Source organism: Pseudomonas sp. TKO26, assembly GCF_003225665.1.
Lineage (GTDB): Bacteria > Pseudomonadota > Gammaproteobacteria > Pseudomonadales > Pseudomonadaceae > Aquipseudomonas > Aquipseudomonas saponiphila.
Genome location: NZ_QKLN01000042.1, coordinates 76,213 through 89,351, shown reverse-complemented (window position 1 = coordinate 89,351; position 13,139 = coordinate 76,213). Strand labels below are relative to the sequence as shown.

General features: G+C 66.7%; 11 protein-coding genes. 8 read left to right on the top strand and 3 right to left on the bottom strand.

Annotation, left to right across the window (positions count from 1 at the left end):
• Positions 1–25: 25 nt before the first annotated feature.
• From DNK59_RS30605 to DNK59_RS30595, 3 genes are all read left to right on the top strand, one after another.
• The gene (locus DNK59_RS30605; RefSeq protein ID WP_110725728.1) at positions 26–1,039 is read left to right on the top strand and encodes an ATP-binding protein; all 1,014 of its coding nucleotides are present in this window, start codon (positions 26–28) and stop codon (positions 1,037–1,039) included.
• On the top strand, positions 964–1,701 hold the full coding sequence (locus DNK59_RS30600; protein ID WP_177431324.1) for a VWA domain-containing protein: 738 nt from the start codon (positions 964–966) through the stop codon (positions 1,699–1,701). Before DNK59_RS30605 ends, DNK59_RS30600 begins: the two co-directional genes overlap by 76 nt.
• 109 nt (positions 1,702–1,810) lie before the next feature.
• On the top strand, positions 1,811–3,457 hold the full coding sequence (locus DNK59_RS30595; RefSeq protein ID WP_110725727.1) for a phospholipase D-like domain-containing protein: 1,647 nt from the start codon (positions 1,811–1,813) through the stop codon (positions 3,455–3,457).
• Positions 3,458–3,538: 81 nt separating this feature from the next.
• Here the strand turns inward: DNK59_RS30595 and DNK59_RS30590 are convergent, their stop codons facing one another.
• The 3 genes from DNK59_RS30590 to DNK59_RS30580 form a co-directional block, all read right to left on the bottom strand.
• Complete coding sequence (locus DNK59_RS30590; RefSeq protein WP_256596738.1) at positions 3,539–3,862, bottom strand: hypothetical protein; 324 nt, start codon at positions 3,860–3,862, stop codon at positions 3,539–3,541.
• Positions 3,863–3,928: 66 nt separating this feature from the next.
• Entirely contained in the window at positions 3,929–5,659 is a 1,731-nt protein-coding gene (locus DNK59_RS30585; protein ID WP_110725726.1) for a thiamine pyrophosphate-binding protein, read from the bottom strand.
• Entirely contained in the window at positions 5,646–7,385 is a 1,740-nt protein-coding gene (locus DNK59_RS30580) for an FAD-dependent oxidoreductase (RefSeq protein ID WP_110725725.1), read from the bottom strand. The genes DNK59_RS30585 and DNK59_RS30580 overlap by 14 nt, the downstream gene beginning before the upstream one ends.
• A 260-nt stretch (positions 7,386–7,645) precedes the next feature.
• On the opposite strand from DNK59_RS30580, the gene DNK59_RS30575 reads away from it, so the two are divergent.
• The 5 genes from DNK59_RS30575 (at position 7,646) to DNK59_RS30555 (ending at position 13,111) form a co-directional block, all read left to right on the top strand.
• Complete coding sequence (locus DNK59_RS30575; RefSeq protein WP_110725724.1) at positions 7,646–8,548, top strand: LysR family transcriptional regulator; 903 nt, start codon at positions 7,646–7,648, stop codon at positions 8,546–8,548.
• A 161-nt stretch (positions 8,549–8,709) separates the two neighbouring features.
• Entirely contained in the window at positions 8,710–9,822 is a 1,113-nt protein-coding gene (locus DNK59_RS30570) for a tartrate dehydrogenase (RefSeq protein ID WP_110725723.1), read from the top strand.
• A gap of 4 nt (positions 9,823–9,826) precedes the next feature.
• Complete coding sequence (locus DNK59_RS30565; protein ID WP_110725722.1) at positions 9,827–11,275, top strand: aldehyde dehydrogenase family protein; 1,449 nt, start codon at positions 9,827–9,829, stop codon at positions 11,273–11,275.
• Positions 11,276–11,323: 48 nt separating this feature from the next.
• Positions 11,324–12,082: an SDR family oxidoreductase gene (locus tag DNK59_RS30560; protein WP_092313722.1), complete on the top strand. Its 759-nt coding sequence runs from the start codon at positions 11,324–11,326 to the stop codon at positions 12,080–12,082.
• A 54-nt stretch (positions 12,083–12,136) separates the two neighbouring features.
• A complete protein-coding gene (locus DNK59_RS30555; protein WP_092313725.1) occupies positions 12,137–13,111 on the top strand; it encodes a cyclase family protein in 975 nt (324 codons plus the stop codon).
• Positions 13,112–13,139 lie beyond the last annotated feature (28 nt).

Genomic DNA, 13,139 nt, shown 5'->3' with positions numbered 1-13,139 from the left:
GACCCGACCCAAGCGAGCCCCCGACATGAGCGACACCCCCCATTTCCCGCTGTCCGCCGTGGTCGGCGCCGATGCGCTGAAACTGGCCCTGTGCCTCACCGCCATCGATCCGAAGATCGGCGGTGTGCTGATCGAAGGCCCCCGCGGCATGGCCAAGTCGACCCTGGCCCGGGGCCTGGCCGACCTGTTGGCCAGCGGGCAGTTCGTCACCTTGCCCCTGGGCGCCAGCGAAGAGCGTCTGGTGGGCACCCTGGACCTGGACGCCGCCCTGGGTGAAGGCCGTGCGCAGTTTTCCCCTGGGGTGCTGGCCAAGGCCGACGGTGGCGTGCTCTACGTCGATGAAGTCAACCTGCTGCCCGATCACCTGGTGGACCTGCTGCTGGACGTGGCCGCCAGCGGCACCAACCTGATCGAGCGCGACGGCATTTCCCACCGCCATTCGGCGAGGTTCGTGCTGATTGGCACCATGAACCCGGAAGAGGGTGAACTGCGCCCGCAGCTGCTGGATCGCTTCGGCCTCAACGTCGCTCTCAGCGGCCAGCCCGCCCCCGAAGAGCGCGGGCAGATCATTCGCCGCCGTCTGGATTTCGACAGCGATCCCCAGGGCTTCTGTGCCCAGTGGGCCGAACCCCAGGCCACATTACGCGAGCGCTGCCAGCAGGCGCGGGCCGCCCTGGCCGGCATCCCGCTGGACGACCAGGCCCTGGCGCTGATCACCGAGCGCTGCTTTGCCGCCGCCGTTGACGGCTTGCGCGCCGACCTGGTCTGGCTGCGCGCGGCCCGGGCCCATGCCGCCTGGCGCGGTGCTCCGGCGATTGCCGAGGAGGATATCGACGCCGTGGCCGAGTTCGCCTTGCGTCACCGGCGGCGGCAGGTTCCCCCTAGCGCGCCATCCTCGGGGCCAAGCCCCCAGGCACCGGCATCCGCCAACCCGAGCCCCGACCCCAGTGAAGGTCAGGGCCAATGGGGCGAAATGCCGGCCCAGGCCCTGCCCACCGGCGCCCGCCGCGAAGTGCCGAGCTGGCCAAAAAAGCCCTAGGCATCCGCCCCCGTACTGACCGGGGGGCGGATGCCAAGCCCCGGGCGGGGCATCTGGATCAAGGCCGGCACGGTGCCAGTCGCGCCGCCGGCAGCGGCGCAATCAACTGGCCCGGCACCTTGCTCAAGGGCCGGCCGCGGTTGCGTGAAGACTTGCTGTTTCGCCTGCGCAGCCGTTCGCCCCATGAACTGTGGCTGGTGATTGTCGATGCCTCGGCCTCGACCCGTCGCCACAGTGCCCTGAGCGACGCCAAGGGCCTGCTGGCGCAACTGTTCGACGACGCCTACCGCCAGCGCGCGCGCCTGGCCTTGCTGACCGCCAGTGGCCGCGCACCGAACTGGCAGGTCCAGGGCCTGAAGGCCTCCAAGGACCTGCGGCACTGGCTCGACGGCCTCGGCGCCGGTGGCGGCACGCCCTTGTCACAAGCCCTGGCCGAGGCCAGCCAATGGCTGGAGCAACGCCAGCGGCGCCTGCCGGCGGAGCAACAGCGGGTGCTGTTGATCACCGATGGCCGCCTGAAAAGCCTGCCGCCGCTGCAGCCTTTGAACTGCCCGACCTTACTGCTCGACATCGAACGCGGCCCGATCCGCCTTGGCCGGGCCCGCGAACTGGCCGCGAGCCTCAACGCCGCCTACCAGCACCTCGACGCCAACACCCCCTGACTGCCCCCCGACGCACCCCACATCCCCTGCAGGGGCGGCGTTGTCGGGGGTGTTTGTGGGTGTCGCGGAAGCGGCTACGCTTTGCGCTGTCTTTCACAGGAGTGACTTCATGCGGGTACTGGTGCGTAACGACAAGGACGATTTCCGGGTCAAGGCCTATGCCGGGACCAACGGCGTGCTGCTGGCCATGGACCTGGACGCTTCGCGGCGCCAGGGCCTGCTGGGGTTTGCCATCGAGAAGCAGGCCGCCGGCAAGCCCTGGCTGTTCCTGTTCAACAGCCTGACCTTCCCCGGCAAGGCCCATACCTTCCCCCAATACAACGCCACCCCCAGCGATCAGGCGCCGCTGCAGAAATTCCGCTGGGCCGACTACGCGGTCAACCCAGGCGCCACCCTCAACTACCGGGTGCACCTGGTGTATGGCAGCCCCGACGCGCCGCAACTGGGCGAGGCCCTGGAGTTGAGCATCAGCGCCGACAACGGCCAGCCTCCGGGGCAGCGGGTGATCTTCAATCGCGCGGTGGCCGCCAGCCAGGCGTTCTCGCGCAAGTTTCCCGAACTGGATGCGCTGCTCAGCGCCAACAAGAACCTGGCCATCGAGGACTGGCCGGACGCGCCCCGGCAATGGCTGGAAAACGGCCTGCTGGAGGAACTGCTGGGCTTTATCCAGCGCGCCACGGACGCCAGTTGGAGCCTGGACATTGCTATCTACGAGTACCAGTTGCAGGCGATCATCGATGCGGTGAACGCGGCCTTCGACCGTGGCGTGCAGGTGCGGGTGCTGTACCACGCCGCCCCCGGCGATGCCGACACCACGATGAACCAGGCCAGCCTGCAGCACCTGCCGCAGGACTCTAAACGCGGGCGGGTGACCCACGCCATCTTCCACGACAAGTTCATCGTCCTCAGCCGCCTCGACGCCAGCGGCCAGCGCCAGCCCCAGGCGGTGCTCTGTGGCAGCACCAACTTCACCGCCAACGGCGTCTACCGCCAGGCCAACGTGCTGCACAGCCTCGACCGCGCCGACCTTGCCGGGCGCTACCTGGAGGTGTTCGAACAGGTCTGGGCGACCCCGGCGGATGTCGGTGCCACCCGCCAATGGCTGACCCAGCACAACTCCATGCAGCCCGATGCGCCACTGTTCGCCGGGTTTTCCCCGCGCAGCGGCCAGGGCGACCTGAGCGAGTTCGTCGACATCATCAACGGCGCCCGCCGCGACCTGCTGTTCGTCACCGCCTTCGCCTTGCCCGACAGCATTCTCGATGCCTTGCTCGGCCAGCCCCATGACGACGTGCTGCGTTATGGGCTGCAAAACACCGCCAGCCGCATCACCGGCTTCCACGCCGACCGCACCGCCGAGTTCGCCGCCACCGCCTTGCTCAACAACGGCCTGGAGGGCTGGCTCAAGGAGGGCCTCAAGGGCCAGAAGGGCAACCTGCTGGTGCACACCAAGGCCATCGTCACCGACTTCACCAGCGAGGCGCCGGTGATCATCAGCGGCAGCCACAACCTCAGCGTCGGCGCCAGCCAGAGCAACGACGAGAACTTCCTGATCATCCGTGGCGATACCGACCTGGCGGATCGCTACGGCCTGGAATTGCTGCGCTTCTACGAGCACTACCGGTTCCGCTACTTCGCCAAGCAACTGGCCCTCAAGCAGGTCCAGCCCCTGGCGGTGGACGACAGCTGGAGCAACGCCTACTACCTGGAAGGGGATCTGCGCCAGCTGTCGCGGCTGCGTTTTTCCGGGCGTTGACCCTGTAGCCGCTGCCGAGCTTGCGAGGCTGCGACAAGGCCCGTCGGGCCTGGCCATTCCCGCTACTCCACAGGCCAGCGCCTAGAGCTTCGGTGCCGGGCTCACCGTGGCGTTGCGCCAGGCGGTCTGCAACTGTTCGTCGAGCAACGCTGGGACCTGTTTGCCGGGCTGGTTTTCCAGGCTCAGCTTCAGGCCGTTGAGGGAGCGGCCGCTGAGGCGATTGCCCGCCAGGTCTTCACGAAACACCTGCTCCGCCTCGGCATAGCGCTTCTGCGCCAGCAGGGCATACCCCAGGGACTCGCGCAGGGTGTAGTACCCGTCCGGCGGCTCGTTGTAGGCCAGGGCGCTGGCGCTGATCAGCAGCAGGCCGGTGGTGAGGGTCGAGCGCAGGAAGGGACGGTCCATGCTGTGTTGCTCCTTGCGGGTAACACTGGCCCGGAGCCGGCAAGCCGGCTCCGGCAGCGGGAAGGTTCAGTCATTGTCGTGGCTATGGCGGGCGACGAATGACGGGCCATCCGGCTTGGCCAGGCGCTTGATCTGCGGGGCCAGGTCCTGCCGGGGAATCACCACCTGGATCAGCGCCGGGCGATCCTGGAGCTTGAGCAGTTGCGGCAGCAGTTGTTCCAGGTCGGAGCGGGTCGAGACCTTGAAACCCTCGGCGCCAAAGCCCTTGGCCAGGGCCAGGTAGTCCCAGGTCGGCAAGGTGTCGAACGGCGCGAACTGGCCACCGGGCTCGAAGGCGTCAATGTCGACGAAGGCCTGTTCGATGGCATACACCTCGTTGCTCATGACGAACACCAGGGCGTTGACCCGGTTGCGGGCCAGGGTCGACAGTGACTGGCAGATCATCATGAAGCCGCCGTCGCCGGCCACCACGATCGGCCGGCGGCCGCTGCCCATGGCCACACCCAGGGCGCAGCCGGTCTCGTGGCCCAGGGAGCCCCAGATGGCATCGGCGACAAAGCTGTCCCGGGGCAGGCCGTTGATGTTGCTGGCCGCATACAGCGCCGAGCTTTCACCGAGGATCAGGCTGCTGCCTGGCCACAGGTTCTGCTGCCGGGCAAAGCCGTCGAGGATCTCCAGGAACAGCTCGTAGCCCAGGGCATCGTCGGCCGCGCCCTGTTGCAGCAGGGGCGGGCGTACGGGTTCAGGGGCGTGGTTGCGCAGCGGGTAGTCGCTGTCCAGGCCCATGACCCCCAGCAGCCTTTGCAGGTAGTGCGCCAGTGGCACGTGGGGGTAGTACTGCAGGCCGGTGCGGGCCAGCTGGCTGTTGACCAGGATGATCCGGCTGAAATCCTGGTTCAGCAGTTGCAGGTAGTCGTCGGTGAAGATCACCCCCAGGGCCAGGATGCAGTCCACGTCCTGCATGAAGGCTTGGGTCCACAGGCGCGACGCGGTGCCGGCGTAGGTGCCGATGAACTGCGGGTGACTTTCGTCGACCACGGTCTTGGCTTCCAGGGTGGTGGTGAAGGGCAGGCCGCTGGCCTCGATCAGGCGCATCACCGGTTCTTGCAGGCCGTAGCGGGCCACTTCGATGCCGAGCATGATCAGCGGCGAGCGGGCACCGTCCAGGCGCAGCAGGCTGGCCTCGATGGCGGCACGCATCGAGTCGTCGTCGCAGCGGGCGGGCAGCGCTTGCAGTTCGCCCTGGGGGCGCGGGCAGGGTTCACCCCAGACGTTCTGCCAGGCCTCCAGGTAGATCGGCCGGCGCTCGCTGATGGCCTTGACCAGCGCCTCATCGATCAACCCCGGGGCGCGCAGGTTGTCGTCGAGGATCAGGCTGGCCACGGTCACCGGTTCGAAGACCTTGCGGCCCACGTCCAGGTCGCCGGTGGAGTGGTGGAACAGCACGTCCTGGGACCAGATCAGCTCGCGGTTCTGCGCCGTGGGGCTGGCGCTGATCAGCACCAGCGGATTGCGTTCGACATAGGCACCGGCAATCGCATTCAGGCCGCTGAAGGTGCCGACGCTGTATTGCAGCGATACCGCGCCAATCCCGGCGTAGCGGGCATAGCCATCGGCCGCGTAGGCGGCGGCCATTTCGTTGATTTCGCCCACCGCGTCGATGCCGTCGAAGTCTTCCAGGGCCGACATGAAATGCGAAACGTAATCCCCCGGCACCTGGAATACCTTGCGCAGGCCCAGTTGCTGCAGGCGGGTCAGCAGGTAGTCGGCAACGGTAAAGCTGTCATTGCTGGCCATGGTCGATGCCCTCGTAGGCGAAGGTGGTGACCGCGTTCAAGGTCTTGCCGCAGTCCTGGCAGGGCAGGGCGCCGTCATCCGGGGTCAGTGCCGGCAGCAGGTCGTAGTTTTTCGGCAGCCAGTTGGGGCGTTTCAGGCCGAAGAACTCCTGCAGGGTCGACTCGGCCACGGTCAGCGCGCCCTCCACCCAGCCCTGGCCCATGGAATAGGCCTCGCCGACGATGTGGATCTGCTGATCGGCCACGGGCTTGCGCATGCGGCACAGAATCTGATCGATCCGGTAGTTGGCCTTCCATTCGTGCCAGCCGCCGCCGTAAGGGTCGGCATCCCAGGCGTGGTAGACCGCCGAATAGGGGCGTGGTAGCTCCACCTGATCATGCAGTTGAGTGACTTGCATCTGCGCCACCCGGACCATTTCGTCGCTGACCTGGAACTGGCAGCGCGGCACCACCTCGGTGGCGTGCAAGCGCCCGCTGAGGCTGGGCGGCACATGGCCGACAAAGGGTGCACCGCCTTCCAGGCCCTTCCAGAAGGGCACGGTGCCGATGTCGTTATAGGAGGCCATGAGCAGCGAGTTGAGGCTCGGCTCGCCGCCGGGCTGCTCGCATTCGGTGCCCATGTAGTAGACCTGGCGCACCGGCAGGTCGGTGACCGAGCGCCCGGCCACCAGCCCGAGGCTGCGCCACCAGGGTTGCTCGTAGGCCAAAAACAGCTTGAACGCCGACTGCATCAGTACTGAGCCGAGGTTTTCCTTGAGCCAGGGATCGTCGAACAACGGCGCCTCGATCAACTCCAGTGCCCGGCGCGGCATGGCCAGGATGATCTGCCTGGCCTTCACCACCTGGCTGCCGGTGGTGTCGCGGGTGTTGCCATCCTCGGTGACGGTACTCTGGAAGTGCAGGCGATAGGGGAAGTCGCGGTCCTTGGCGTAGCTGATTTTCACCAGGCGCTGGTTCATCTGCACCCGCTGCTTGGCGGGCAGCAGCCCCGGCAGTTTGGCGAACTTGGCCGCCAGGCTCAGGGGCAGGCTCTGGAAACCCTTGGTCAGGGTCAGGAAGACGGTGTTGTCGCTGTATTCGGTGGCGGGCAACTGAGTCACTGCGCTGGCGTTGGCGACGTTGGCGTCATAGCCGCCGGCGTCCTTCATGAACTGGTAGCCCTCGTTGCTCATGACCCGGTACAGCAAGTCCCAGAAGCCGTACCTCCAGATCTCCTTGCCGAACACCTTGACCTGCATCTGCTGGCACAGGCTGAGCTGGTCGAAGCCCGGGTACACGTAGTTCATCACCTTGACTTGCAGGTCCTCGGGGCCGAAGCCGCGCTCGGACCAGGCCAGGTCATAGGGGATCTTGTGCGGTGCTTCCTTGAAGTCGCGGTAGCGAAAGCGTTTGCCCCGCAGGTAGAACAGGTTGTTCAGCGAGCCCACCGGCGGCGGTGCGCCCATGGGGAAGGGCTGGCTCGGCAGGCGCAACTGCTTGACCAGGTTGTCCACCAGCACATGGCCGCCCGGGCCTGGGATGTAGCGCATGCCGCCGACCTCCGCGACCACGTTGGGCAGGCCCGGCAGGTTGATGCTGAACAGCCGGCCGCCGATGCGATCGCTGTATTCGAACAGGCCGACACGCAGTTTTTCACCTTGTTCATGTTGCAGGCGCCAGGCGCTGTAGGTGCCTGAAGCCCCCCCGCCGACAACCGCCACATCGAGTTCGAGTTCTGGAGTTTTCATGGGAATTCCCTTTCGGTCGGAGGCGGACACCGGCGTCCTGCCGAGGGCTAGTATTGTCGAGTTTTGGCGGAATTCCAGTTTGCCATCATTGGTGTTTTGGCCCCGTGTGGGCGGGGCTTTCGCAATGATTGTCGGACAATATGTGGGTGGCCGAACGGCGTGGCGGGACGTCGTTGAACAGGCTCGCCAGCCGCGCTATCAGGTTGCACCGGGTGCGCCCGAGTGGGTAGTTTCCACGGACTGTGCACAAGGAACCTGCCATGGCCCCGGACCTGACTTCCATCGAGCTGTTTCTCAAGGCCCTGACCCTGGGCAACCTGTCCCGGGCTGCCGAACAGTCGCACCTGTCGCTGTCCGCCGCCAGCCGGCGCCTGTCGCTCTTGGAGCAGCATTTCAAAGTGACGCTGCTGATCCGTACTTCCACCGGGGTCCAGCCTACGGCGGCAGGGCTGGCCCTGGCCGAGCACGCGCGCGGCCTGCTGCGGGCGGTGGATGTGATGCACGCCGACCTGGCCGACTTCGCCAAGGGCGCCACCGGCCGGGTCAGCCTGTATGCCAACAGTTCGGCCATGAGCCAGGAGCTGCCCCGGCAACTGACCCAGTGGAGCGACCTGCATCCAGGCATTCGCGTGGACATCCGCGAGGAGCGCAGCCGCGAGATCCTTCTCGCCGTGCGTGACGGCATCGCCGATGTGGGCATCGTCACCACCCGACCGCGGGGCCAGGACCTGCACTACATCCCTTATTGCCGCGACCGCCTGTGCCTGATCGTGCCCCGGGAGCACCCGTTCAAGATGAGCCGGGCGCGTTTCCAGGACCTGCTGGGCTACGACTTCGTCGGCCTGGAGGACAACGCCGCCATCACCCCGTTGATCACCGAAGCTGCGGCTGCGGTGAGCATGCCCCTGCGCCTGCGGGTGCAGGTGCGCAGCTTCGAGGCGGTGTGCCGGCTGATCGCCGCCGGGCAGGGTGTGGGAGTGCTGCCCCAGGGCGCGGTGCAGATCTTTCGCAAGGAGATGGCCTTGCGTTTTATTGAAATCGACGACGCCTGGGCCGATCGGCAGATGTACCTCTGCCGGCGCCAGGAACAGCCATCCCTGGCCAGTCGCGAGCTGTTCGACTACCTGGCCGGTTGTGGGCAGGCCGCGCCCATGGCTGGTTAGCCTCGGGTCGTCGCTGAACCTTGCAACCCCGCCTTCGAATTTTGCGAAGGCGGTTTCCGTAATGAGCAATTCCCCGCCGTCTCTTCCTATGCCCAGAATGGGCTCGCCCGTGCGCTTGACCTGCCTCCATAACAACAACACGTCAGACCAGGAGAGACGGCTTGTCCAGGATCAGTCCCGCTGTAAAACCTCCCCATCGCATCGCGGTGATCGCCGGTGACGGCATCGGCCGCGAGGTGGTTCCCGAAGGCTTGCGTGTGCTGGACGCCGTCAGCCGGCGCTTCGGCATCGCCTTGCAGTTCGATCATTTCAACTGGTGCAGCGAGCACTACCAGGCCCACGGCAGCATGATGCCCGCCGACTGGGCCGAGCAGATCGGCGACCACGAGGCGATCTTCTTCGGCGCCGTGGGCGCGCCGGACATCGTCCCCGACCATATTGCGGTGTGGGATTCATTGCTGAAGATCCGCCGCCAGTTCGACCAGTACGTGAACCTCCGCCCGGTGCGGCTGATGCCCGGGGTGCCGTGCCCCCTGGCCGGGCGGGAGCCCGGCGATATCGACTTCATCGTGGTCCGGGAAAACACCGAGGGCGAATATTCCAGCGTCGGCGGCCGCATGTGGCAGGGCACCCCGCGGGAGATCGCCCTGCAAGAGTCGGTGTTCTCCCGCCACGGCGTCGACCGGGTGGTGCAGTACGCCTTCGAGCTGGCCAGCCGCCGGCCCCGGCGCAACCTGGTGGCGGCCACCAAATCCAATGGCATCGCCATCACCATGCCGTTCTGGGACGAGCGGGTGGAGGTACTGGCCAAGGCCTACCCCCAGGTCGACACGCGCAAGTTCCACATCGACATTCTCTGCGCGCACTTCGTCCAGCACCCGGACTGGTTCGATGTGGTGGTGGCCTCCAACCTGTTCGGCGACATCCTTTCCGACCTTGGCCCGGCCTGCACCGGCACCATCGGCATCGCGCCCTCGGCCAACCTCAATCCGGAGCGCCTGTACCCCTCGCTGTTCGAGCCGGTGCATGGTTCGGCGCCGGATATCGCCGGGCTGGGCGTGGCCAACCCGATCGGCCAGATCTGGTCGGCGGCGCTGATGATCGAGCACCTGGGGCAGGGCGATGAGCTTTACCAGCGGGCCGCGGCGGCGATTGTCCAGAGCATCGAGACGGTGCTCGCCGAAGGCCCGCGCACCCGGGAAATGGGCGGCAATGCCAGCACCGTGGAAGTGGGCAGGGCGATTGCAGAATGTCTGGCTGGCAACAGGAGCTGAGCTGATGAGTCTGGAACACTACATCGACAACCAATTGCACGCCTCGTCCTGGGCCGAGAACATTCCGGTCCTCGACCCCTGCACCGGCATCACCTACGCGCACATTGCCCGGGGCACCGCCGAGGACATCGGCCTGGCGGTGCAGGCCGCGCAGCGGGCCCTGGGCGACAACTTCGACGGGCCCTGGGGCGGCCTGTCGGCCCTGGAGCGTGGGCGCCTGCTGGCGCGCCTGGGCCAGGCGGTGCTGGAGCACCACGAAGAACTGGCACAGATCGAGGCCCGGGACACCGGTAAGGCGCTCAAGGTGGCCCGGGCCGACGCCAGCGCCCTGGCGCGCTACTTCGAGTACTACGCCGGAGCCGCCGACAAGCTGCATGGCGACACCTTGCCCTATCAGGCCGGTTACACCGTGCTCACGGTGCGCGAGCCCCATGGCGTGACCGGGCACATCATTCCCTGGAACTACCCGATGCAGATCTTCGGTCGCAGCGTCGGCGCGGCCCTGGCCGCGGGCAACGCCTGCGTGGTCAAGCCCGCCGAGGACGCCAGCCTGTCGCTGCTGCGCCTGGCGGAACTGGCGGCCCAGGTCGGCTTTCCTGCGGGCACGATCAATGTGGTCAGCGGTTACGGCCATGAAGCCGGCGCGGCGCTGTGCGCCCATCCTGGGGTGGCGCATATCTCCTTCACCGGCTCCACCGGCACCGGCGCCCAGGTGGCCAAGGCCGCGGCCGAACGGCATTGCCCGGTGACCCTGGAACTGGGGGGCAAGTCGCCGCAGATCGTCTTCGCCGATGCCGATGTGGAGCGCGCGTTGCCGGTGCTGATCAACGCCATCGTGCAGAACGGCGGGCAGACCTGTTCCGCCGGCAGCCGCCTGCTGGTACAGCGCAGCCTCTATGAGCCGCTGTTGGAGCGCCTGGCCCAGTGCTTTGGCCAATTGCGCGCCGGGCCTTCGGAGCTGGACCTGGACCTGGGCCCGCTGATCAACCACAAGCAGCTGCGTCAGGTCCGGGCGTTCGTCCGCGAGGCCGAGGCCGCCGGCATCCCGGTGGCGGCGCGTGGTCAGGTGGTGGCCGATGCCGACAGTGGCGGCTACTTCCAGGAGGCGGTGCTGTTTCGCGATGTGCCGCCAGACAGCCGCCTGGCCCGGGAGGAAGTGTTCGGCCCGGTGCTGGCGGTGATGCCCTTCGACGACGAGGCCGAGGCCATTCGCCTGGCCAACGACAGCGCCTTCGGCCTGGTGGCCGGGGTCTGGACCCGGGACGGCGCGCGGCAGTTGCGCATGGCCCACCAGTTGCGCTGCGGTCAGGTGTTCATCAACAACTACGGCGCCGGCGGCGGTGTCGAACTGCCCTTCGGCGGGGTCAAGGCCAGTGGTTATGGCCGGGAGAAGGGCTTCGAGGCGCTGCTGGGTTTCACCACCTTGAAGACCATAGCCATTCGTCACGACTGAGGGCCGCCATGTCGGCGGCTGATAACAACAAAAACAGGAGTCACTCCCATGCGTCTAGCCAACAAGACTGCCATCGTCACCGGCGCCGGTTCCGGCTTTGGTGAAGGCATCGCCAAGACCTTCGCCCGGCAGGGCGCCAAGGTCATAGTCGCCGACATCAACGCCAGCGGCGGCCAGCGGGTGGTGGACGAGATCCGCGCCGCCGGCGGCCAGGCGCACTTCGTCGAGGTCAACGTGGCTCAGGACGCCAGCGTTGGTGCCTTGCTGCGCGACACCCTGGAGCAATACGGCGGCCTGGATATCGTGGTCAACAACGCCGGCACCACCCACCGCAACCGGCCGATGCTGGAAGTCGACGAGGCCGAGTTCGACCGGGTGTTCGCGGTCAACGTGAAAAGCATCTACCTCAGCGCCAGGCACTTCGTGCCGCATTTTCGCGGCCAGGGCGGCGGGGTGTTCATCAATATCGCCTCCACCGCGGCGATCCGCCCGCGTCCTGGACTGGTCTGGTACAACGGCAGCAAGGGCGCGGTGGTGGTGATGAGCAAGACCATGGCCGCCGAGCTCGGGCCGGACAACATCCGCGTCAACTGCGTCAACCCGGTGGTCGGCGCCACGGCGCTGCTCAGTGAGTTCATGGGGGTGCCGGACACCCCGGAAAACCGCCAGAAATTCATGGCGACCATTCCCCTGGGACGCTTCTCCACCCCCCAGGACGTGGCCAACGCCTGCCTGTACCTGGCCTCTGACGAGGCTGCGTTCATCACCGGCACCTGCCTGGAAGTGGATGGTGGACGTTGCGTCTGATGATCGGTAGAACCCTGTTGGCCAGACCTGAACCAGCTATGGAGTGCAGTCGACATGTGTGGGATCGAAAACGACAAGAACCACCCCAATACCCAGCAGCTTCTTGAAGGCCTGCCGAAGAATTGGGGCAAATGGGGCCCGGACGACGAGGTCGGCGCCCTCAACTACCTGCAACAGGCCGAGGTGCTGCGTGGTGTCGCCGCGGTGCGCCAGGGCAAGACCTTCACCCTGCAGGTGCAGATCGGCCACCCCGGCGGCGACCCGATGTGGCCCGCGCGCAACCCGTCGATGCGCTTCAACACCCTGGACCGCAGCCACTATCAGGCCGGCAAGCAGCCGTCGATGACCGGCGGCGCTGAGTATTGCGACGACGTGATCTTCATGCAGCTGCAGGGCTCGACCCAGTACGACGCCCTGGGCCATGCCTGGTACGACAACCAGCTGTGGAACGGCTACGACGCCAGCAGCACCGTCGGCGGCATGGCCAAGGCCAGTGTGCTGCCGATTGCCGAGCGCGGCGTGGTGGGCCGCGCGGTGCTGATCGACATGGCCCGGCATCGCGGCAAGAAGTACCTGGGCCGCGGCGAAACCTTCAACCACCTGGACCTGCTGGCCGCCGCCAAGGCCCAGGGCGTGGCCATCGAGAAGCGCGACATCCTGATCATCCGTACCGGCTCCATGGGCGCCTTCTACGAGTACGGCAAGACCGAGTTCTTCAAGGACCTGGTGGAGCCCGGCCTGACCTACAGCCGCGAACTGGTGGACTGGTTCAACCAGATGGAAATCCCCAACCTGGTCACCGACACCATCGCCAACGAGGTGATCACCGACCCGGTGTCCGGGGTGCAGATCCCGCTGCACTGCGCGCTGATGCGCAACCTGGGGATCGCCTTCACCGAGATCGTGCTGCTTGAAGACCTGGCCGAGGATTGCGCCGCCGACGGCCAGTGGACCTTCCTCTACACCGCCGCGCCGTTGAAGATCGTCGGCGGCAGCGGGGCGCCGGTGAATCCCATCGTCATCAAGTGACCGTCGTCGCGTCATGCCGGCCGGCATG

Coding starts and splice junctions, on each gene's coding strand:
- DNK59_RS30580 (WP_110725725.1), bottom strand. CDS start 7,385: ATGAAAACTCCAGAACTCGAACTCGATGTGGCGGTTGTCGGCGGGGGG.
- DNK59_RS30595 (WP_110725727.1), top strand. CDS start 1,811: ATGCGGGTACTGGTGCGTAACGACAAGGACGATTTCCGGGTCAAGGCC.
- DNK59_RS30575 (WP_110725724.1), top strand. CDS start 7,646: ATGGCCCCGGACCTGACTTCCATCGAGCTGTTTCTCAAGGCCCTGACC.
- DNK59_RS30555 (WP_092313725.1), top strand. CDS start 12,137: ATGTGTGGGATCGAAAACGACAAGAACCACCCCAATACCCAGCAGCTT.
- DNK59_RS30605 (WP_110725728.1), top strand. CDS start 26: ATGAGCGACACCCCCCATTTCCCGCTGTCCGCCGTGGTCGGCGCCGAT.
- DNK59_RS30560 (WP_092313722.1), top strand. CDS start 11,324: ATGCGTCTAGCCAACAAGACTGCCATCGTCACCGGCGCCGGTTCCGGC.
- DNK59_RS30585 (WP_110725726.1), bottom strand. CDS start 5,659: ATGGCCAGCAATGACAGCTTTACCGTTGCCGACTACCTGCTGACCCGC.
- DNK59_RS30565 (WP_110725722.1), top strand. CDS start 9,827: ATGAGTCTGGAACACTACATCGACAACCAATTGCACGCCTCGTCCTGG.
- DNK59_RS30590 (WP_256596738.1), bottom strand. CDS start 3,862: ATGGACCGTCCCTTCCTGCGCTCGACCCTCACCACCGGCCTGCTGCTG.
- DNK59_RS30600 (WP_177431324.1), top strand. CDS start 964: ATGGGGCGAAATGCCGGCCCAGGCCCTGCCCACCGGCGCCCGCCGCGA.